This is a genomic window from Limnohabitans sp. JirII-31 (assembly GCF_002778315.1).
Taxonomy (GTDB): Bacteria; Pseudomonadota; Gammaproteobacteria; order Burkholderiales; family Burkholderiaceae_C; genus Limnohabitans.
Genome location: NZ_NESA01000003.1, coordinates 152791 through 174416 on the forward strand (window position 1 = coordinate 152791; position 21626 = coordinate 174416).

At 58.1% G+C, this 21626-nt stretch carries 20 protein-coding genes; 8 read left to right on the top strand and 12 right to left on the bottom strand.

Annotated elements, in window-relative coordinates; genetic code table 11:
- Positions 1 to 393: 393 nt before the first annotated feature.
- The 3 genes from B9Z41_RS05810 to scpA are packed head-to-tail and all read right to left on the bottom strand — an operon-like array spanning position 394 to position 5177.
- Positions 394 to 1926, bottom strand: a complete 1533-nt coding sequence (locus B9Z41_RS05810) for an acyl-CoA carboxylase subunit beta (protein WP_100146082.1) — start codon at positions 1924 to 1926, stop codon at positions 394 to 396.
- A gap of 30 nt (positions 1927 to 1956) precedes the next feature.
- Positions 1957 to 2970, bottom strand: a complete 1014-nt coding sequence (gene meaB / locus B9Z41_RS05815; protein WP_100146084.1) for a methylmalonyl Co-A mutase-associated GTPase MeaB — start codon at positions 2968 to 2970, stop codon at positions 1957 to 1959.
- A gap of 29 nt (positions 2971 to 2999) precedes the next feature.
- Positions 3000 to 5177, bottom strand: a complete 2178-nt coding sequence (scpA, locus tag B9Z41_RS05820; RefSeq protein WP_100146086.1) for a methylmalonyl-CoA mutase — start codon at positions 5175 to 5177, stop codon at positions 3000 to 3002.
- A gap of 109 nt (positions 5178 to 5286) precedes the next feature.
- On the opposite strand from scpA, the gene B9Z41_RS05825 reads away from it, so the two are divergent.
- Positions 5287 to 5922: a GntR family transcriptional regulator gene (locus tag B9Z41_RS05825; RefSeq protein WP_100146088.1), complete on the top strand. Its 636-nt coding sequence runs from the start codon at positions 5287 to 5289 to the stop codon at positions 5920 to 5922.
- 19 nt (positions 5923 to 5941) lie between these two features.
- Here B9Z41_RS05825 and B9Z41_RS05830 read toward each other — a convergent pair whose 3' ends face one another.
- Both B9Z41_RS05830 and dusA read right to left on the bottom strand, forming a co-directional pair.
- Positions 5942 to 6883 (bottom strand): DMT family transporter, encoded by a 942-nt coding sequence (locus B9Z41_RS05830; RefSeq protein ID WP_100146090.1) that lies wholly within the window; start codon positions 6881 to 6883, stop codon positions 5942 to 5944.
- A complete protein-coding gene (dusA, locus tag B9Z41_RS05835) occupies positions 6873 to 7871 on the bottom strand; it encodes a tRNA dihydrouridine(20/20a) synthase DusA (protein ID WP_100146092.1) in 999 nt (332 codons plus the stop codon). Before dusA ends, B9Z41_RS05830 begins: the two co-directional genes overlap by 11 nt.
- A 510-nt stretch (positions 7872 to 8381) precedes the next feature.
- Here dusA and B9Z41_RS05845 point away from each other — a divergent pair.
- Positions 8382 to 9359: a tripartite tricarboxylate transporter substrate binding protein gene (locus B9Z41_RS05845; protein WP_100146094.1), complete on the top strand. Its 978-nt coding sequence runs from the start codon at positions 8382 to 8384 to the stop codon at positions 9357 to 9359.
- 40 nt (positions 9360 to 9399) lie between these two features.
- Here B9Z41_RS05845 and B9Z41_RS05850 read toward each other — a convergent pair whose 3' ends face one another.
- The 3 genes from B9Z41_RS05850 to B9Z41_RS05860 are packed head-to-tail and all read right to left on the bottom strand — an operon-like array spanning position 9400 to position 12990.
- Positions 9400 to 11640: a molybdopterin cofactor-binding domain-containing protein gene (locus B9Z41_RS05850; protein WP_100146095.1), complete on the bottom strand. Its 2241-nt coding sequence runs from the start codon at positions 11638 to 11640 to the stop codon at positions 9400 to 9402.
- A 2-nt stretch (positions 11641 to 11642) separates the two neighbouring features.
- Positions 11643 to 12098, bottom strand: coding sequence for a (2Fe-2S)-binding protein (locus B9Z41_RS05855; protein WP_233202547.1), 456 nt, complete (start codon positions 12096 to 12098; stop codon positions 11643 to 11645).
- 19 nt (positions 12099 to 12117) lie between these two features.
- Positions 12118 to 12990: a fumarylacetoacetate hydrolase family protein gene (locus B9Z41_RS05860; protein ID WP_100146099.1), complete on the bottom strand. Its 873-nt coding sequence runs from the start codon at positions 12988 to 12990 to the stop codon at positions 12118 to 12120.
- Positions 12991 to 13078: 88 nt separating this feature from the next.
- Between B9Z41_RS05860 and B9Z41_RS05865 the strand changes: the two genes are divergently transcribed.
- The 3 genes from B9Z41_RS05865 to B9Z41_RS05875 are packed head-to-tail and all read left to right on the top strand — an operon-like array spanning position 13079 to position 15675.
- Positions 13079 to 13756 carry a GntR family transcriptional regulator gene (locus tag B9Z41_RS05865; RefSeq protein WP_100146101.1) on the top strand — a complete coding sequence of 226 codons (678 nt, stop codon included), beginning with the start codon at positions 13079 to 13081 and terminating at the stop codon, positions 13754 to 13756.
- Positions 13757 to 13796: 40 nt separating this feature from the next.
- Positions 13797 to 14660, top strand: coding sequence for a polysaccharide deacetylase family protein (locus B9Z41_RS05870; RefSeq protein ID WP_100146103.1), 864 nt, complete (start codon positions 13797 to 13799; stop codon positions 14658 to 14660).
- 43 nt (positions 14661 to 14703) lie between these two features.
- Complete coding sequence (locus B9Z41_RS05875; protein ID WP_158236142.1) at positions 14704 to 15675, top strand: tripartite tricarboxylate transporter substrate binding protein; 972 nt, start codon at positions 14704 to 14706, stop codon at positions 15673 to 15675.
- 80 nt (positions 15676 to 15755) lie between these two features.
- Here the strand turns inward: B9Z41_RS05875 and phbB are convergent, their stop codons facing one another.
- From phbB to B9Z41_RS05890, 3 genes are read right to left on the bottom strand one after another with little or no spacing between them, the layout of a single operon-like run.
- Entirely contained in the window at positions 15756 to 16493 is a 738-nt protein-coding gene (gene phbB, locus B9Z41_RS05880; RefSeq protein ID WP_100146107.1) for an acetoacetyl-CoA reductase, read from the bottom strand.
- 55 nt (positions 16494 to 16548) lie between these two features.
- Positions 16549 to 17727 (bottom strand): acetyl-CoA C-acetyltransferase, encoded by a 1179-nt coding sequence (locus B9Z41_RS05885; protein ID WP_100146109.1) that lies wholly within the window; start codon positions 17725 to 17727, stop codon positions 16549 to 16551.
- 34 nt (positions 17728 to 17761) lie between these two features.
- Complete coding sequence (locus B9Z41_RS05890; RefSeq protein WP_100146111.1) at positions 17762 to 19465, bottom strand: alpha/beta hydrolase; 1704 nt, start codon at positions 19463 to 19465, stop codon at positions 17762 to 17764.
- A gap of 106 nt (positions 19466 to 19571) precedes the next feature.
- Between B9Z41_RS05890 and B9Z41_RS05895 the strand changes: the two genes are divergently transcribed.
- On the top strand, positions 19572 to 19859 hold the full coding sequence (locus B9Z41_RS05895) for a hypothetical protein (RefSeq protein ID WP_100146113.1): 288 nt from the start codon (positions 19572 to 19574) through the stop codon (positions 19857 to 19859).
- Here B9Z41_RS05895 and pgeF read toward each other — a convergent pair.
- A complete protein-coding gene (gene pgeF / locus B9Z41_RS05900) occupies positions 19788 to 20552 on the bottom strand; it encodes a peptidoglycan editing factor PgeF (protein ID WP_199172946.1) in 765 nt (254 codons plus the stop codon). The genes B9Z41_RS05895 and pgeF overlap by 72 nt on opposite strands.
- A 60-nt stretch (positions 20553 to 20612) precedes the next feature.
- Between pgeF and B9Z41_RS05905 the strand changes: the two genes are divergently transcribed.
- On the top strand, positions 20613 to 20915 hold the full coding sequence (locus B9Z41_RS05905; protein WP_100146117.1) for an antibiotic biosynthesis monooxygenase: 303 nt from the start codon (positions 20613 to 20615) through the stop codon (positions 20913 to 20915).
- 14 nt (positions 20916 to 20929) lie between these two features.
- A complete protein-coding gene (locus B9Z41_RS05910) occupies positions 20930 to 21625 on the top strand; it encodes a fumarylacetoacetate hydrolase family protein (protein WP_100146119.1) in 696 nt (231 codons plus the stop codon).
- The last annotated feature ends 1 nt before the right edge of the window (position 21626 follow it).

Here is a 21626-nt window from a genome sequence, read left to right on the forward strand (position 1 = left end):
CGTCTACAAAGTGCGACATAACGAGCGGGCTGTTCGCTTCCCCTGCCGCAAACAAAAGCGTCGCCCCAAGCGGGTTGCCTGAGCGCTTTGCGTAGGTAAAGGAGGAGGCCGAAGGCCGGGGGACACGGGGCAAAGCGCTCAGGCAACCCGCTTGCGCGTCTGCGAAGTGCGTCACAGCGCTCGAGCTGCCCGCTTGCCCGCCAGCAAAGTCCGTCACAGACAAGGGGCTACCCGTCTCCCCTGCCGCAACAAAAAGCGTCGCCCCAAGCGGGTAGCCTGGGCGCTTTGCGTAGGTAAAGGGGGAGGCCGAAGGCCGGAGGACACGGAGCAAAGCGCTCGGGCTACCCGCTCTTCCCACATAGCGATCAATTGACAAGCAGTTCATACAGACGCTCAAAGCGGAATGTTGCCGTGCTTGCGCCACGGGTTGTCAATCTGCTTGTCTTTGAGCATCACCAACGAACGGCAAATCCGCTTGCGCGTTTCATGCGGCTGAATCACGTCGTCAATGAAGCCACGTGCACCCGCCACAAACGGGTTGGCAAAACGGGCCTTGTACTCGGCTTCTTTGGCAGCCAGCTTTTCCGGGTCGCCCTTGTCTTCGCGGAAGATGATCTCCACCGCCCCCTTGGCCCCCATCACCGCAATCTCGGCATTGGGCCAGGCAAAGTTCACGTCACCACGCAGGTGCTTGGACGCCATCACGTCATAGGCACCGCCATAGGCCTTGCGGGTGATCACGGTGATCTTGGGCACGGTGCACTCGGCATAGGCGTAGAGCAACTTGGCACCGTGTTTGATGATGCCGCCAAACTCCTGGCTGGTGCCAGGCATGAAGCCGGGTACATCCACAAAGGTGATCACGGGGATGTTGAAGGCATCGCAAAAGCGCACAAAGCGCGCGGCTTTGATCGAGCTCTTGATGTCCAAGCAGCCTGCCAACACCAGAGGTTGGTTGGCCACAATGCCCACGGTTTGACCGGCCATGCGGGCAAAGCCGATCAAGATGTTTTTCGCATAGTCGGGTTGCAGCTCAAAGAAGTCACCATCGTCCACGGTTTTGACGATCAGCTCTTTCATGTCGTAAGGCTTGTTGGGGTTCTCGGGCACCAAGGTGTCCAAGCTCACGTCCATGCGGTCGGTCGGATCCCCGTTGTGGCGCACCGGCGCTTTTTCTTTGTTGTTGAGCGGCAGGTAGTTGTAGAGACGGCGCAGCATCAGCAAAGCTTCGACGTCGTTTTCAAACGCCATGTCAGCCACACCGCTCTTGGTGGTGTGGGTCAATGCACCGCCCAACTCTTCGGCGGTCACTTCTTCATGGGTCACGGTCTTGACCACTTCGGGGCCGGTGACAAACATGTACGAGGTGTCTTTGACCATGAAGATGAAGTCGGTCAGTGCGGGCGAATACACCGCCCCACCGGCAGAGGGTCCCATGATCATGCTGATTTGCGGCACCACGCCGCTGGCCATCACGTTGCGCTGAAACACGTCGGCATAACCGCCCAAGCTGGCCACACCTTCTTGGATGCGGGCGCCACCTGAATCGTTCAAGCCAATCACGGGTGCGCCCACTTTCATGGCTTGGTCCATGATCTTGCAAATCTTTTCTGCGTGGGTTTCCGACAAAGCGCCGCCATACACGGTGAAGTCTTGGCTGAACACAAACACCAAGCGGCCGTTGATCATGCCGTAGCCTGTGACCACCCCATCGCCCGGAATTTTGTTGCCTTCCATGCCAAAGTCGGTGCAGCGGTGCTCAACAAACATGTCCCACTCTTCGAAGGTGCCTTCGTCAAGCAACACCTCAATGCGCTCACGTGCGGTCAGTTTGCCTTTGGCGTGTTGCGCATCGATGCGCTTTTGGCCGCCGCCCAAACGCGCCGCAGCACGCTTTTGTTCCAGTTGTTCAAGGATGTCTTGCATGGTTGCACTCGCTTTCAAGGAAGATGGGTTTCAGCTCTGCGCTTGGTAGGCGCTGAGCAGTTGTCTGGCAGCGGTCGAAGCAGCCAACTGCCCCGCCGCCACTTGTTGGCTGAGTTCGGGCAGCAGCGCTTGCACGCGCGGCTGCGACCGAAAAGTTTGTTTCAAACCCGCGTCGATGCGCTCCCACATCCACGACAGCGCTTGACTCTGGCGGCGCGTCTCAAAGCGGCCATTGTGGGTTTGCAAGCCTTTGAATTCACTGACAGCAGCCCAGAACGCGTCCACGCCCTGGTTGAGCAAGGCGCTGATTTGCAGCACCTTGGGATGCCACACGCTGTCGTCGCCGTGTAGGTGGCCCGACGAGGCATGCATGCCCAGCAATTGCAAAGCACTGGTGATTTGCAATTGCGCACGGGTGGCGGCGATGGCGTCTATGTCAGCCTTGTTGATGACCACCAAATCCGCGATCTCCATCACGCCTTTTTTGATGGCTTGCAAATCGTCGCCTGCATTGGGCAGTTGCAGCAAACAAAACATGTCGGTCATGTTGGCCACGGCGGTTTCGCTTTGGCCCACACCCACGGTCTCAACAATCACCACGTCATAGCCTGCGGCTTCGCACACCAACATAGACTCGCGGGTTTTCTCAGCCACGCCGCCCAAGGTGCCGCTCGATGGGCTGGGGCGGATGTAGGCCTGCGGGTGCACGCTCAAGTGCTCCATGCGGGTTTTGTCACCCAAGATAGAGCCCCCCGACACGCTGGACGATGGGTCCACCGCCAGCACGGCCACACGGTGGCCCTGGGCAATCAAATACAAACCCAAGGCTTCGATGAAGGTGGACTTGCCCACGCCCGGCACCCCACTGATGCCCAGCCTGAACGACTGGCCAGTGTGCGGCAGCAGGGCGGTCAGCAAAGCGTCGGCCAACACGCGGTGGTCGGTGCGGGTGGATTCGAGCAGCGTGATGGCCTTGGCCATGGCGCGGCGCTGCACCGCAGCGTTGCCGTGCAGCAGCCCGTCGAGCAATTGCTCAGGTGTCATACCTTGCCTTGGTGTCCGTTGGCGCAGCGTTAGCCCAAGGCCTTTTTGATTTGCTCCAACACGTCTTTGGCACTAACCGGAATGGGCGTACCCGGGCCGTAAATGCCTTTGACGCCTTGTTCGTACAAGAGTTCGTAGTCTTGGCGTGGAATCACACCACCGACGAAGACGATGATGTCGTCGGCGCCTTGTTTTTTGAGCTCGGCAATGATGGCGGGCACCAGCGTCTTGTGGCCCGCCGCCAGGGTGGACACGCCCACGGCATGCACATCGTTTTCAATCGCTTGGCGGGCGCACTCTTCAGGGGTTTGAAACAGCGGGCCCATGTCCACATCAAAGCCCAAATCGGCATAAGCGGTGGCCACCACTTTGGCGCCACGGTCGTGACCGTCTTGGCCCAGCTTGGCAATCATCACGCGCGGACGGCGGCCCTGTTGGTCAGCGAACGCGGCAATCTCAGCCTTGAGCGCATTCCAATAGGCCATGGTGTCTCCTTCGGTAGAGGCCGAGTCATAGGCCGCAGCGTACACACCCGTCACCTTTTGCGTGTCGGCGCGGTGGCGGCCAAACACTTTTTCCAGCGCATCGCTCACCTCGCCCACCGTGGCACGCAAGCGCATGGCTTGGATGGTCAGGTCCAGCAAGTTGCCTTGGCCCGATTCAGCCGCAGCCGTGAGCGCGTCAAGCGCGGCTTGCACCCCGGCACTGTCACGCGTGGCTTTGATGTGCTTCAAGCGTTCAATCTGGCCATCGCGCACGCGCACGTTGTCGATGTCCAAGGTGTCGATCGGGTCTTCTTTGGCCAGCTTGTATTTGTTGACACCCACGATCACGTCTTTGCCCGAGTCGATGCGGGCTTGTTTTTCGGCCGCTGCTGCTTCGATCTTGAGCTTGGCCCAGCCGCTGTCGACCGCCTTGGTCATGCCGCCCATGGTTTCGACTTCTTCGATGATGGCCCAGGCTTTGTCGGCCATCTCTTGGGTCAACGATTCCATCATGTAGCTGCCAGCCCAGGGGTCGATCACGTTCGTGATGTGGGTCTCTTCTTGAATGATCAACTGGGTGTTGCGGGCAATGCGCGACGAAAACTCGGTGGGCAAGGCAATGGCTTCGTCAAAACTGTTGGTGTGCAAGCTTTGCGTGCCACCAAACACGGCGGCCATGGCCTCGATGGTGGTGCGCACCACGTTGTTGTAGGGGTCTTGCTCGGTCAGCGACCAGCCCGAGGTTTGGCTATGGGTGCGCAGCATCAAGCTCTTGGGGTTTTGCGCGTCAAAGCCCTTCATGATGCGGCACCACAGCAAGCGGGCGGCGCGCATTTTGGCAATCTCCAGATAGAAGTTCATGCCCACCGCCCAGAAGAACGACAGGCGCGGCGCAAACGCATCCACGTCCAGGCCCGAAGCCATCGCCGTCTTCACATACTCTTTGCCGTCGGCCAGGGTAAAGGCCAACTCCAGTGCCTGGTTGGCCCCCGCCTCTTGCATGTGGTAACCCGAGATCGAGATCGAGTTGAACTTGGGCATGTGCTGCGCGGTGTAGCCAATGATGTCGCCAATGATCTTCATCGACGGCTCGGGCGGGTAGATGTAGGTGTTGCGCACCATGAACTCTTTGAGGATGTCGTTCTGAATCGTCCCACTGAGTTTGTCTTGGCTCACGCCCTGCTCTTCGGCAGCCACCACATAGCCGGCCAACACGGGCAGCACGGCACCGTTCATGGTCATCGAGACCGACACTTTGTCGAGGGGGATCTCGTTGAACAAGATCTTCATGTCCTCGACCGAGTCAATCGCCACCCCGGCTTTGCCCACGTCACCGGTCACACGGGGGTGGTCGGAGTCGTAGCCACGGTGGGTCGCCAAGTCAAACGCCACCGACACACCCTGCCCGCCTGCGGCCAACGCTTTGCGGTAGAACGCATTGGACTCTTCGGCGGTCGAAAAACCTGCATATTGGCGAATCGTCCAGGGTCGTACGGCATACATGGTGGCTTGGGGGCCACGCAAAAACGGCTCAAACCCGGGCAAGGTGTTGGCATACGGCAGGTGCTGGGTGTCTTCGGCGGTGTACAGCGGCTTGACGCTGATGCCGTCTGGGGTCTTCCAATTCAAGGCATTGAGATCACCGCCTGGGGCCGATTTGGCGGCCGATTTGGCCCAGGCTTGGAGGTTGGAGGCGTTGAATTCGGTCGGCTTTTGGCTCATGGCAAGTCACTCGTGAAGGGAGGGTTGACCCCCGGTTTTTCGAATCCGGGGCATCATATCATTCATAATTATTGATGCAAAATATTATCTGAGCTTACAATTTCACCCCATGTCTGCCGTCACCCTCACCCCACGCGCCCTGTACGAAGAAGTGGCTGAACTCTTGCGTCAGCGCATTTTTTCAAGCGAACTCGCGCCCGGCAGCTGGATTGACGAGATGCGCCTGGCCGAGGAATACGGCATCAGCCGCACCCCCATGCGCGAAGCCCTGAAGGTGTTGGCCGCTGAGGGCTTGGTGACGATGAAGGTACGCCGCGGCGCTTATGTGACCGAGGTGAACGACAAAGACCAGCGCGACGTCTACCACCTGCTGGCCTTGCTGGAATCAGATGCCGCTGGCGTAGTGGCCCAAAACGCCAGTGACGCACAACTACAGGACTTGAAGTCCTTGCACCAAGAGTTGGTGGCTTGCGTGCATGACACCGAACGTTTTTTTGAAGTCAATGAGCGTTTTCACATGCGCTTGTTAGAGATCGCCGACAACCGCTGGCGCGACCAAATGGTGGCCGACTTGCGCAAGGTGATGAAGCTCAACCGCCACAACTCGCTGCTCAAAAGTGGGCGCATTGAAGAGTCATTGAGCGAACACCAAGCCTTGTTGGACGCGCTGCTGGCGCGCGACGCGACAGCCAGCGTGCAGCACATGAAAGCCCATTTCGAAAATGGTCTGGAAGCCGCCAGTTAAAGCGGCACAGACCACGCCGTTAACGCAGCGCGGAGGAATGGTTATTTTCTGATGACTTGGTGACCATGACCAGGCCCACACCGGACAAGATCAACAGCCCGCCTGCCAAGTGGTACCAGCCCAAGGATTCACCCAACACGCCCCAGGCCACCACAGCGGCATACAAGGGACCGGCATAAAGCATGACAGCCACCCGACTGGCCCCCAAGACCTTGAGGGTCCAGCCATAAATCCAATAGGCGGCCACGCCAGGTATCAAGGCTGTAGCCAGCATCTGCATCAAGGCCTGCTGGCCCAAGGCAGGGGCATCGGTGGCAAACAGTTCATACACCGCAAACGGCAAGATCACCACCACGCCACCTGCGCACATGGTGGCCAGACGAGCCATCGACCCCAGCGGGCTGTGCCACTTTTTTTGCAGCAACGAAAACGCGGCCCAAGCGAACGCCGAACACACGACCCACAGATCCCCCACCACAAAATGCAGTTGGGCCAAGTGGGTCCACTCGCCGCGCACCACCACATGCACCACGCCTGACAAAGACAGCGCCACCCCGAGCGCCTGCCACACAGAGAACCGCTCGCCCAACCACAACACCGAGCCGACGGCAATCAACACCGGCGAGGCGGCATAAATCAGTGAAATGTTCATCGCGCCCGTGCTCTGTGCCGCGATGTAAACCCAGGCACCGCAAATCCACATGCCACACGCCCCCAGCACCAAGCTTTGCGGCCAGGCTTTGATCACTTCACGCCGCATGCGCCACAGCTCTTGACGCGACCACCAGGCCAAGATCACACCGGCCAAGGTCCACCGTCCCAGCGCCAACACATGGGGGGTCACCACCCCAGGGGCCTGGCGCGCCACCACCAAGTTGACCGTCCACAGCAAGGGCATGAGCCACACCAACACCAGGGCGATACGCATGCGTGTCTGTTTGCGCAGCAGCTCAGCTGACATGGGCAGGCTTTTCTGTGCCGCGCGCCAGCGCTTCGCGGGCCAACTGCATGACCTCATGGGGCGGCAAAGGCTTGAGTTTGTGATTGCTCCAGACCTGACGCCACAAGCGCCCTCCTCGCTCGCCGTGGTAGAGCCCCAGCATGTGACGGGCAATGGCATACCAGGGGCATCCATCCTCCGCGTGCGCGCGCGCCATGTAGCGCACCATGGTTTCTTCCACCGCTTCGCGGCTCGGTGGTGTCGCAGGCGCACCAAAAAACTCAGCGTCCCAGCTGCTGAGCAGCCAAGGGTTGTAGTAGGCCTCGCGACCCACCATCACGCCATCGGCATGTTGCAGGTGGTCGGCAATTTGCGCATTGGTGGTGATGCCGCCATTGACAGCAATCGTCAGCTCAGGAAAGTCTTGTTTGAGTTGATACGCCAGCTCGTAGCGCAGGGGCGGAATTTCACGGTTCTCTTTGGGGCTCAAGCCTTGCAGCCATGCGTTGCGCGCGTGAACAATGAACACGCGACAGCCTGCCTCGCTGACTTGGCCGACAAAGTCGCGCACAAAGTCATAGCGTTCAATCTTGTCAATGCCGATGCGATGCTTGACCGTCACCGGCACATTGACCACATCCAGCATGGCTTTCACGCCATCGGCCACCAAGGCCGGTTCGTTCATCAGACACGCACCAAAGGCACCGCGCTGCACCCGGTCGCTGGGGCAGCCACAGTTGAGGTTGATTTCGTCATAGCCCCACTGTTCGCCCAATTTGGCGGCATGGGCCAAATCAACCGGATCACTGCCACCGAGTTGCAGCGCCACCGCATGCTCTTCGGCGTTGAAGCGCAAATGACGCTGCACATCGCCGTGGCGCAGCGCGCCCGTGGTCACCATTTCGGTGTACAGCAAGGTGTGTTGGGTCAGCAAACGGTGGAAGTAGCGGCAATGCCGATCGGTCCAATCCATCATGGGCGCCACGCTGAGGCGGTGACGACTCAGCATTGTTTTGGGTTCTACTGGCAAAAAATACTCAAGGATTGATGGTTCAAGTGGGCAAGCCACGCAGCGTGTCAACAAAAGAAAACACCACCGATGGCACAGATGCCTATTATCGCAATGCTGATTGCCAGGCCATCAACTTGACGCGTATGCGAGAGGCACGTACTTGAGCCTCTGAACTTCTGGGCAGCGCTGCAATCAGTTGCTCAGAATTACCACGCAAGATGGCCAGCGGCGTTCTCAGCTCGTGCGAACACACACATCCACCACATTGGTTTCGGGATCAAAGTTGATTTTCCAAACATGCTTCAAAGTTTGTACCCCGTTGAGCGCATCAGATAGGCCAACAAACTGAATTCACGCTGACCGAGAACAGCCGAGAGCTGATGACAGTACGCTTTGCGATTGACCACATGATGTGCTTGATGCACCCAGCTTGTCGTCGGCTGTGTGACAGAGGCTACTCACACCATAAGGAATACTGCATGCTTGCACACACCTCAGATCACTCACATGCACTGTTTTATTCGTCACTCTGGTTGGGTGGGTTTGCTTGCGCTGTTGATGCTGCCAGCCCTCCATGCGCAAAGCTATCCCTCGCGCGCCATCACCTTGGTGGTCCCCTTTGCCCCTGGCGGGGGCACCGACAGCATTGCACGTGACATGGCCAAGTCCTTGTCCGAAAAATTAGGTCAGCCTGTGGTGGTGGACAACAAAGGCGGTGGCGGTGGCGCGCTTGGTGCCAATGCCGTGGCCAAGAGCGCCGCCGATGGCTACACCTTGCTGTTTGCTACCTCGACTTTTGTCACGAATGCCGCGTCTGAGGCTTCGGGCAATTACCAGATCGAGAAAGACTTTGCGCCGATCGCCATGATCGGACGCGGCCCTTTGCTGGTGGTGACCAGCAAGTCGCTGGGGGTCAAAACTATGGCGCAGTTGAAAACCACTGTGGCCACCATGCCCCAAGGCGTGGACTTTTGCTCGGCGGGCAATGGCAGCATCAACCATTTGTCCGGTGAGTTGTTTCGCCAGCACAGTGGCTTGAACTTGACGCATATTCCCTACAAAGGCAGTGGGCCAGCCACCATCGACTTGCTGGCCGGTCGCGTGCAGTTGTTCTTTGCCACGGTGCCCACCATCCTGCCCTATGTGCGTGACCAACGGGTGGAGTTGCTGGCGGTGACCAGTGCCAAGCGCTCACCCTTGTTTCCCAACACACCGACCATGGTCGAGTCTGGCTACAAAGACTTTGACATTTCGACCTGGTGGGGGGTGCTGGCACCTGCCAAAACACCCAAAGCGGTGTTGGACAAGCTCAACCAAACCATCCACGAAGTGGCCGCACATGAGCCTGTGCGCACGCGTTTGATGCATGAAGGGGCAGAGGCCATCAGCGGTTCCCCCGAAGAGTTTGGCCGCACGCTGTCGCACGAGTTGGTGCAGTGGCGTGCGGTGGCCAAAGCCGCGGGCTTGCGCACTGACAAGCCTTGAGACAACGCAGCATCACAGGAGGCTCAAGCCCCCCGTGACATCAAGCCTTTGACAAACCCGCTTTGACCCGGTCTGGTGTGAGCGGCAAGCGCCGAAAGCGCACGCCTGTGGCATCGAACACGGCATTGGCCAAGGCTGCGCCTGTAGGGCCTTGCGAGGCCTCACCCGTGCCCAAAAACGGCGCACCTGGGCGGTCGATCAACACCACCTCGACTGGCGGCACTTCCGAGAAGGTCAGGATGGGGTAGCTGGCCCAGTCGCTGGAGAGCACCTTGGTGTCATCGAACTTGACTTCTTCTTTGAGCGACCAGCTCAGCGACTGGATCAAACCGCCTTCGATTTGGTTGCTCACGCCATCGGGGTTGACGATGTGGCCCACATCCGCCGACGCCACCGCACGCAGCACACGGATGCGCCCGTTGCGACGGTTGACTTCGACCTCCAGCGCCACGGCGCAGTAGCCCGCGATGTTTTTGTAGCGGGCAAAGGCGATGCCGCGTCCACGGCCTTCGGTCTTTTTCCAATCGGTCCAGCCAAAGGCTTTGGCCGCTTTGACCAAGGCATCACGCGCACGCTCATCTTTCAAAAAGCGCAAACGGTATTCCACCGGATCAACTTTGCCGGCTGCGGCCAATTCGTCGATGAACGACTCGATGGCAAACACGTTGGCATACGCCCCCAGACCTCGGGTGGACGAGGCTCGCAGCGGCATGTCGGTGATGAAGTGGGTCAACACCTTGTGGCCGGGGAAGTCATACAGTGCAATGGCGTTGCGGTCGGCCGCGTAATTGGGCGGACCACCGTTGACGGGCACGGGCAGGGTGAAAGGCTTTTCCAGATAACGCGCCGACAACAAGTTGCCGGGCTCGCCACTGGGGCGCGTGCCATGCGGGGTGGACCAGACCTGCAAGTCCCAATCCAGCACATTGCCTTGGGCATCGAGGCCCGCTTGAACCTGAATTTCCATGGCTGAGCCATAGGGCTCCCAGGTGTGCTCTTGCTCGCGGGTGTATTGCAAGCGCACAGGGTTGCCGGGTACGACAGCCGCCAACAGCGCAGCATCAGCCGCAGCGTCGTCGGCCAAGTTGTGACCGTAGCAACCGGCACCTTGCATGTGTTGGCAGCGCACCTTGGCGGGCTCCATGCCGAGCATCTTGGCAATCGCCACGCTGGTTTCAAACACCGACTGGCTGTGGGTTTGAATCAACATCACACCATCCGCCCCCAAGGTGGCAATGGCGGCCGAGGTACCGATGGACGCATGCATGTGGTACGGGCGCTGGTAGGTGGCCTGCATGGTTTTCGCCACGGGCTCGCCACCGGCACGCACTTGTGTTTTGGTATCGATGAGTTTGTTGGGCTTGGTTTTGCGCAGCCATTCAAAGATGCCGTCATGCCCAGGCAACACTTTGTCGACCTGCCACTTGGCCGAAGCGGCCATGGCTTTGGCGGCGGCCAGTGCCTGTTCTTCACGCTTGGCCACCACACCCAAGAAGCTGCCATTGCGCACGGCCTTGACCACGCCCGGCATTTTTTGCACCGCTGCCAGATTGACCGACATCAGTTTGGCTTGGTAAGTAGGCGGGCGCACGATGTGGCCAAACAACATGCCCGCAGGACGCTGTTCTTGCACAAACATGGCTTGGCCCAACATCTTGGGTGTCAAGTCCACCCGGTGCACGGGGTGACCGATGTAACGGTGCCGGTGCGCAGGCTTGGGTTTGACTTGGCCCGTGGCCTCGCGGTTGAGGGCCTCGCCCGAGACCAAGTCCCAATAGGCCACTTGCTCACCACTGATGGCGCTGACCATGCCGTCGTGCACGTTTAAGGTGTCGAGGGGTTGTTTGAGTTTTTCAGCCGCCAAGTCGAGCAGGATGGCGCGCACTTCGGCAGAGGCGTACTGCACGGCCGTGGCGCAATACGGCATTGAGAACGAGCCTGCGGTCACGCCCTCGTTGGGCACCAAGGCGGTGTCGCCCGAGATGACCTGCACACGCGACAAGTCGATGTCGAGTTCGTCGGCACAAATTTGCGTGACGGCGGTCAAGATGCCCTGCCCCAGCTCCACCTTGCCGACCAGCAAAGTGACGGTCTGGTTGGCGTTGACACGCAGCCACGCATTGAGTTTGCGGTGGGTGTTCAAGTCGCCGGGCAAACGGGGTTTGGCAGTGACCGCAGCGGTTTGAGACAAAGCCGCATCCAAAGGAATGGCAAATGCCAGCGAGACATAGCCCGTGGTTTTCAAAAAACCGCGACGACTGGAAGTGAGTGTGTGGTTCATGATCAAGCCTCCTTCGCCGCACGCAGCACGGCGCGCACGATGCGGTTGTGGGCGCCACAACGGCATAAATTGCCATCCAAGGCTGAGCGCACTTCGGCGTCGGTGGGCTTGGGGTTGCGGTCCAGCAAGGCCTGGGCTTGAATGATCATGCCCGAGGTGCAGTAACCGCACTGGGCGGCCTGTTCGTCAATAAAGGCTTGCTGCAAGCGACTGGGCTGCTTGCCATCTTTCAAGCCTTCCAAGGTAGTCACCGCGCGACCCGCTACAGAAGACAGTGGCGCTACACAACTGCGGACCGGGTTGCCGTCCACCATGACGGCGCAAGCGCCGCATTGGGCTTTGCCACAACCGAACTTGCTGCCGTTGATTTGAAAATCGTTGGCCAGCACGGTGAGCAAAGGCGTGGCCTCTGCCGCCGGGCTGCGCACCGATTGGCCATTGAGTTTGAAGCTGATCACGGGTGTCTCCTTGAATTTTTTATTGCTCGTCGATGATGGGGTTGGACAAGATGCCAATGCCCTCAATCTCGATCTCGCACACATCGCCAGGCGCCATCCACACGGGTGGGTTGCGGGCATAGCCCACACCCGCAGGGGTGCCGGTGATGATGACGTCGCCAGGCTCAAGCGTCATGCACTCGGTGATGATGCGCAAAGACTCGACCACGTCCCACAAAAAGTCTTTGGTATTGGCGTCTTGCATGACTTTGCCGTTCAGGCGCGACTGGATGCGCAGACCTGCACCGCCAGGAGGCAACTCGTCCGGCGTGACCAACCAGGGGCCGAAGGGGCCGCTGTCGTCGAAGTTTTTGCCAATCGTCCACTGGGCCGATTTGCGCTGGTAGTCACGCAAACTGCCGTCGTTGAAACACGAGTACCCCGCGATGTGCTCCAAGGCGTTGGCAGCCGTGAGGTGACGTGCGCGCTTGCCGATGATGACGGCCAACTCCGCTTCGTAGTCGAGCTTGGTGGAGGCTTTGGGACGCACCAGCGGTGCCAGGTGACCCACCATGGAGCTCGGACCACGCAAGAAAAAGCTGGGGTATTCAGGCCTGGCGTTGCCACCTTCGGCCGCGTGGTCGGCATAGTTCAAGCCCATGCACACGATCTTGCTGGGGTTGGGCACGACGGGCAAAAAGCTCACGCTCGCCAAAGGTTTGATGGCAGAGGCCGGTGCTTTTTGTGCGGCGGCATGGGCGGCAGCCAGGGCACCCGGCGTGGACAACAAGGTCAGCATGTCACGGGGCAGATTGGCACCGGTCAACGCCAGATCGACAAACTCGGTGGCTTGTGCGTTGGCAACCCAGCCGACGCCCGATTGGCCGTGTTCTTGAAAACTCAACAAACGCATTTTTAATCCTTCAAGGGAAAAATAGATGGTCGGATAATATCGATAATTCAAGCTTAGATAAATTTTTATCGATGAATCATGTCGCCTTATGAACACTGCCACCGCGCCTGAAACCACCGCATCACTGACCGCTAGCACTTATGAGCGCTTGCGCGCTGATGTGCTCAACGGTCATTGGACGCCTGGCAGCAAGCTGGGCATTGAGGCCTTGCGTGCCCACTACGGCACAGGCGCCACACCTGTGCGCGAAGCCCTCAACCGCTTGGCGGCCGAAGGCTGGGTGCAGCACTTGGAGCAGCGCGGGTTTGCCGTGGCCTCGGTCAGCGAAGACGCACTGCGTGAGTTGGCCAAGACTCGGGTATGGGTGGAAACCTTGGCCCTGACCCAAGGCCTGCAAGCGCGCACCCCTGAGTGGGAAGAACGCTTGGTATTGGCCTTGCACCGCTTGTCCAAAACACCGCGCTCTTTGTATGCCGACCGCTACGTCGAAAACCCCGCCTGGGAAAAACTACACCGAGAGTTTCATCAGGTGTTGGTCTCTCAATGCGGCTCGCGCTGGCTGATTGGTTTTTGCGAACAGCTCTACGACCAGGCCCACCGCTACCGCCAGTTGGCGGTGAAAAAGTCGTACAAGCGCCGCCACGAACTCGACGAACACAAAGCCATGGTGGATGCCGTGCTGGCCGGTGACGCCAACGCCGCTTGCCAAGCCCTGGCGGGCCACTATGAAAAAACCGCTGGCATCATTTTGAACAGCACGCTCTGAAACACCCCCACCGATTCAACGTCACCCGAAGCCCTACCCCATGAACCACACACCTCACATCACCCGACTGTCCGACGACTTCCGCTGGCCTGGTGGCCGCCGCGTAGCCGTGATTTTCAACATTGCCTACGAAGCTTGGTCGGATGGACAAGCCCCGGGCATTGGGCCCATGGGCAATGTGCTCAAGCCCGGCTTCTTTGACACCAACGCCCATTCATGGGCCAGCTTTGGCATGGTGCGCGGCATCCACCGCTTGCTCGACTACGCCGACAAACGGGGCGTGAAAACCAGCATCATGGTCAACGGCGTGCTGGCCGAACGCGACCCCGACACCGTCAAGTCGCTGCACACGCGGGGCCACGAAATCGTCAATCACTCATGGGGCATGGATGTGATTCCTGTCTACTTTGACGAGGCCCAAGAGCGCGAGAACATCCGAAAGAACGACGAGATCTTGACCCGCGTGGCAGGCATCAAGCCCTCGGGCTGGATCAGCCCACGCGGCACGGGCAGCCCCATCTCATCGCGCCTCTTGGCCGAAGCCGGCTACCTGCACCACGGCGACTGCAACGACGACGATCGCCCGTATGTGATGAACTTCGACGGCCAACGCATCGTCGGCATCCCATTGACGATGGATGTGAACGACTTGCCCACTTGCATCCGCTATGGCCAAGGTCCGCGCCACATGCTCGACACCTTTGTCGACACCTTCACCGCCATGCGCGAGCGTGAACACGTGCCGCTGATGCTGGACGTCACCGCCCACACCCATGTGATGGGTCGCGCCTCAGGTGCTTGGGTGTATGACGAAATCATGGCCATCGTGGCTCAGCACTCGGATGTCTGGGTCACCACCCGCGAAGAAATGGCCAAGTACGTGTTGAGCCAAACCGCTGCTTGAGTCTCTGCACCCAAGCTCACCCCTCACCATGACAGGAAACCCCATGTTGCACCGTCGCACCCTCGTTTGTTTGAGCACTGCCCTGTTGTTAGGTATCAGCGCAGGTGCGCATGCCCAAAACAGCTACCCCACCAAGCCTGTGAAGTTTGTGGTGGCCTTCGCGCCCGGCGGACCCGCAGACATCATTGCACGCCTGTTGGGCCAACGCCTGAGCGAGTCATTGGGGCAGCCTGTGGTGGTGGAAAACCGAGCCGGTGCGGGTGGCAACGTGGCCAGCGGCATCGTGGCCAAAGCGGCGCCCGATGGCTACACGTTGATGATCAACACCAGCTCGTTGGCGGTGAACGTGAGCTTGTCCAAGAACCCAGGCTTCGATGCCGAAAAAGACTTCACCTTGGCCAGCGTGGTGGCGTCTAGCCCCAACCTGTTGGTGGCCTACCCTGGGCTCAAAGCCAAGAATCTGCAAGAGATCGTGACCGAAGCCAAGTCGGGCAAGCTCAACTACGGCACCGCAGGCGCAGGCACCACGCCACACCTGACCGCCGAATACCTGTTCAAGGTGCTGGCCAAAGTAGATGTGACGCACATCCCCTTCCAAGGCGCAGGCCCAGCACTCAACGCCACCATGGGCGGACAAGTGGAAATGGCCAGCGTGGCTCTGCCGGCTGCGGTGGAAATGGTCAAAGGCGGCAAGGTGCGTGGTTTGGCCGTGACCAGTAACAAACGTGTGGCAGCTTTACCTGATGTGCCCACCGTGGCCGAATCAGGCTTTCCGGGGTTTGAGGACTACACCTGGGTGGGCGTGTTCGCACCCAGCAAAACACCGCCGGATGTGGTGCAGCACCTCAACAGCGAGATCAACAAAATTTTGCGCAGTGCCGACTTTCAAGGCAAGCTCGCAGGCGTGGGCTTTGAGCCTGTAGGGGGTAGCACCAAAGAAGCTGCTGACTATTTGAAAGCTGAATTGGCCAAATGGGCGAAGGTGGTGAAAGAAACCGGCACCAAGGTGGAATGACCTGCATCGAGTTGCGAATCTCCATGCCCCATGAAAAAACCCGCCGCGGCGGGTTTTTTCATGCCAAGTACGTGACCGCATCAGCCCATGTGCAAACCACCGTTGCACGAGAAGTCTGCGCCAGTAGTGAAGCCCGAGTCCTCACCAGCCAACCAGCCCACGATGGAGCCAATTTCTTCAGGGGTGCCCAAGCGCTTGACAGGAATGGTGGCGACGATTTTGTCGAGCACATCTTGACGGATGGCGCGGACCATGTCGGTACCGATATAGCCTGGGGACACGGTGTTGACCGTCACGCCCTTGCTAGCCAACTCTTGGGCCAAGGCCATGGTGAAACCGTGCATGCCGGCTTTGGCAGCCGAGTAGTTAGTTTGACCCGATTGGCCTTTTTCACCATTGACGGATGAGATTTGCACAATGCGACCAAAGCCGCGCTCCACCATGTCTGCCACCACTTGCTTGGTGACGTTGAACATGGAGTTGAGGTTGGTGTCGATCACCGCGTCCCAGTCGTCACGGGTCATCTTCAAGAACATGCGGTCGCGGGTGATACCGGCGTTGTTGACCAACACATCAATCGGGCCGTGCTCCGCTTTGGCCTTGGCGAATGCATCGACGGTCGATTCCCATGAGCTCACATTGCCCACCGAGGCGTAAAAGGTGTAGCCCAATGCTTTTTGTTCGGCCAGCCATTTGTCAAAGTCACGCGTGGGGCCGCAACCGGCAATCACGGTGAAACCGTCTTTGTGCAGACGTTGGCAAATCGCGGTACCAATGCCACCCATACCACCTGTTACATACGCTACTTTCTTGCTCATCACTTGTCTCCTGTTGTATGAGTTATTTACTGACTGAAAAATTTAACGCAAGGCCTCAACGCTCCAAGGCCAAAGAAACCCCCATGCCGCCACCGATGCACAGTGCCGCCAAACCTTTTTTGGCGTCACGGCGCTGCATCTCGTGCAGCAAGGTCACCAAAATGCGGCAGCCGGATGCACCAATGGGATGGCCAATGGCGATGGCGCCACCATTGACGTTGACCTTCGCAGGATCGATGCCCAACTCTTGGTTCACCGCGCAAGCTTGCGCTGCAAAGGCTTCGTTGAGTTCAAACAAGTCGACATCGGCGGCATTCCAGCCGGCGCGTTGCAAAGCCTTGCGCGATGCGGACACGGGGCCCATGCCCATGAGGGCTGGGTCCAAACCACTGGTGCCAAACGCGGCAATGCGCGCCAGAGGTTTCAGGCCCAAAGCGGCGGCTTTTTTGGCTGTCATCACCACCACAGCGGCAGCGCCATCATTGATGCCCGACGCATTGCCTGCGGTCACAGACCCTGCTTTGTCGAAGGCTGGACGCAAGCCAGCCAGCGCTTCGGCACTGGTTTTCTTGTTGATGTATTCGTCGCTGTTGAAAATCAGTGGGTCGCCCTTGCGCTGTGGAATCGACACCGAGACGATTTCGTCATTGAACTTGCCAGCATCTTGTGCAGCAGAGGCTTTTTGCTGGCTGGCCAAGGCCAGCGCGTCTTGCATATCACGGGTGATGCCATGGGCTTTGGCCACGTTCTCTGCCGTGATGCCCATGTGGTACTGGTTGTACACATCCCACAGGCCATCCACGATCATGGAGTCGACCATGTTCCAGTTGCCCATGCGCTGGCCATCGCGTGAGCCCAGTAGCACGTGGGGCGAGGCACTCATATTTTCTTGGCCACCAGCAACGACGATTTCGCTGTCGCCATAAGCCACCGCTTGGGCGGCCAACATCACGGCCTTCAGACCAGAGCCACACACGGCGTTGATGGTCAAAGCGGGCACTTCTTTGGGCACACCGGATTTCATCAAGGCTTGGCGGGCTGGGTTTTGCCCGGCACCTGCCGCCAAGACCTGGCCCATGATGACTTCACCCACCAGCGCAGGGTCGAGCTTGGCGCGCGCCAAAGCCTCACGAATCACGATTGAGCCCAACTCAGTCGCTGCGATTTTGGCCAATGAGCCGCCGAACCTGCCCACACCGGTGCGAGCTGCTGAAACGATGACGATGTCTTCCATGAGATCTCCAGAAAAGTTTTAGTTATAGAAAAATTTACTTGCCAGCGCGTTCTTTGACATAGCGCCCTGGTGCATTTTCAATGGCTTTGTAGCGACCTTTGCCGTAGGTTTTTGGCGCGGCAATTTGCTTGCCCGCATGCGCCTTGAGCCAATCGGCCCAATCGGGCCACCAACTGCCTGCATGCTCTTTGGCTTTGCCAATCCATTGGTTGACGTCTTTGGGGAATGTGGTTTCGCTGCCCGTCCAATAGCAACGCTTCTTAGCGGCTGGTGGATTGATAACGCCTGCGATATGCCCTGAAGCACCCATGACAAAACGCTTTTTGCCCGGCAAGACCTGGGTCGAAGCATAAGCACCACCGATAGGCACGATGTGGTCTTCACGAGAACCGTAAATGTAGACGGGGATATCCACTTTGCTCAGGTCGAGTTTTTGCCCGCAAACCTTGATCTTTCCGGGCTTCACCAGATTGTTTTCAAGGTAGGTGTTGCGCAAGTACCAGGCGTACATGGGCCCCGGCAAATTCGTGGAGTCACTGTTCCAGTAGAGCAAATCAAACGGAGGAGGGGTTTCGCCTTTGAGGTAGTTGCCCACCACGTAGTTCCACACCAAATCGTTGGGGCGCAAAAAACTGAAGGTCGACGCCATGTCTTTGCCCTTCATCAACCCGCCGTTGGCAAACTGTCCTTCGCGGTATTTGACAAAGTTCTCGTCAATGAACACATCCAACACCCCCGTATCTTGAAAGTCAATCAAGGTGGTGAGAAAGGTGGCGCTGACCACAGGCTTTTCACCACGTGCGGCCAACACAGCCAAGGCGTTGGACAAGATGGTTCCACCCACACAAAAGCCCAGCGCGTTGATTTGCTTGGTACCGCCAATTTCTTGCACCACCGAGATAGCTTTGATGGCGACATCTTCTACATAGTCATCCCATGTGGTGTTTTTCAGTGACTCATCGGGGTTGCGCCAGCTCACCACAAACGTGCGATGCCCTTGACTCACGGCATAACGGATGAGAGAGTTTTCTGGCTGCAAGTCCAAGATATAAAACTTGTTGATGCACGGCGGGATCAACAAAAACGGACGCTCGTACACCTTGGCAGTCAAAGGCTTGTATTCGAGCAACTGGAAAAATTCGTTTTCAAACACCACGCGACCTTCGCTGGTCGCGACGTTCTTGCCCACTTCAAACAAACTCTCATCGGTCATGGACACATGGCCTTGTTGTATGTCGTGGAGCAAATTTTGAATGCCCTTTGAAATACTCTCCCCATGGGTGTCGATGGCTTTTTGCTGCGCATCGGCATTGAAAGCTAAGAAATTGCTGGGCGCCGTGGCAGCCGCCCATTGTTCAATCGCAAACTGAATGCGCGCTTTGGTTTTCGGATCGGTATCAGCCGCATCCGTCAAACCCATCAAGGTGCGAGTGTTGAGCAAATACACCGCAGCCGCAAAAGCGGACATCGGGTTGTGGCGCCAGGCCTCACCTGCGAATCGACGGTCCTTGACTTCTGGAATCGCTTGAAGACTTTGATTCCACAAAGCCGTCGCTTCCGTCAAGTACTGCTTTTGCAATTCTTCAAGTCTTTCCGGTGAAAAACTCAGCTTGGGAGCCCCGCTGGATGCACCCCCCAAAGTTTGAAAGGAGGCCAAGGCCTTGCTCCAGTTGTCCGCAAAACTCTTTTGAAACTCTTGTGCAGCGCCCGTCAAAAACTGGGCAGAATCCTGGCTCATGTTGTCTCCGATGGCTTGAAATTTGTGCTTCTTCGCTGTCGCGAGTATGACAGCGATTAGCCTTCGATTTTCTGACAAACATCAAAAAAAATAAGGTTCTTGATATATGTATTTGGTCTTGATCGCTTGGTTCTATGTGGCATTGATGATGGCCGTGGCAGAAGCCACCAGCCAAGTGGGTAGCCTCTTGGGGGCGGTCATCACTTTTCTGCTCTACGGCGCATTGCCGATGGCTGTGCTGGGCTACATCATGGGCACACCCGCCCGCAAACGTCGACGCCAAGCCCAAGAAGCGGCAGAACAAGAACAAGCTGCCACCTCGTCAGCCCGTGCGCCAGATGCAGGCAGCGAAGCGGCCAGTCACGCCATCACGCCGGTAAGAAAAGAACCTTGAGCGCTCATGCACCGTACACCACGCCAAACTGCCATCGTTACCAGCAATGGCCTGGACGCCCAAACCCGTTAAGCGTTGACGGGCCAAACCACTCAAATGAGCCAGCCACTTGCCCGCATGGTGTGGATGAGGCGCAAAGTACGCCATCGATTGCGCGTCATGCGCCATAAATGCTGCTCGAACTTCCTGCCCCACTTCAAACGCAGAAGGACCAATGCAAGGCCCAAGCCAAACTTGCAACTGAGACGGCTGGACGGCCGCCTGATCACACAGGGCTTGGACCGTGTTCTCAATCACACCGGACATCAAGCCACGCCACCCAGCGTGTGCAGCAGCGACCGCACGACCATGTGTATCGGTCAACAAAACGGGCAAGCAATCAGCCACCATGATGGTGCACGCCAGATTCGGTTGCGTGGTCACACAAGCATCGGCAACCGTGCCGTCGGAGGTATCGGCATTCAATGTGACCACATCCACGCCGTGTACTTGTTTCAAAAAAATAGGCCGTGCTGAACCCAGTTGTGCAGTCAGTCGCTGTCGATTGGCCATGACAGCCATTGGATCGTCGCCGACATGGTCTCCTAAATTCAAGCTGTCGAACGGGGGCAATGAGACTCCCCCCTGGCGTGTCGAGCACCAAGCGTGTACGCCCAAGGGAAATGAGCAGTTCAAAAAATCTGACGATGCCATGGGCATGAGGATACCCGGCGTTAGACTTGGCGCTTCTGTTTCAATTTGTTCTCACACACCATGATTCTTGAACTGGCCGACATTCGTATTCACGCAGGACAACAAGCTGCTTTTGACGAAGCCATCCAACGCGGCATCAACACCGTGATCGCCAAAGCCAAGGGTTTTGAAGGTTTCAAAGTCAACCGTGGTGTGGAGTCTCCGGAGCGATATGTGCTGCAAATCTTTTGGACCACACTGGAAGATCACACCATCGGATTTCGCGAGTCAGCGGCATTCGCAGAGTGGCGCGCTATTGTCGGACCGTTCTTTGCGCAAGCACCTATCGTTGAGCACTTTGAGTTGGTCGCTAAATCATCCTAAGCCAAGAGACATACATGAGCTATTTATTCACACCACCCGCCGTTGTGTCCGTGCCCGTCGTGGGGCAAACGCAAGCGTTTCCTGTGCACCGCATTTACTGTGTGGGCCGCAACTATGAAGAGCACGCCAAAGAAATGGGCTTCACAGGCCGTGAACCCCCATTCTTCTTTCTGAAGCCTGCCGACGCGTTGGTGTTCGTCAAAGACGGTGAAACAGGCACCATCCCCTATCCCAGTCAAACCAAGAACTTGCACCATGAAATTGAGCTGGTGGTGGCGATTGGCACCGGTGGCAAAAACATTGCAGCAGCCGATGCCATGCAGCACATCTACGGCTACGCCGTGGGCTTGGACATGACGCGTCGCGATTTGCAAAACGACATGAAGAAGCAAGGTCGGCCTTGGTGCATTGGCAAAGCGTTTGACCACAGTGCGCCCATCGGCCCCATCACGCCAGTGGCTCAAGCTGGTGATGTGGAAAACGCAGAAATTTACGTGCAAGTCAATGGCCAAGACCGCCAACGCAGCAACGTGAACAAGCTGATTTGGAACATTGCCGAGACCATTGAACATTTGTCTGCTGCGTGGGAACTACAACCTGGTGACTTGATCTATACCGGTACGCCTGAAGGTGTGGCCGCTGTCGTGTCAGGCGACACGATGGTGGGTGAAGTGGCAGGCTTGGGTCAACTCAAAGTACACGTGGCCTGAG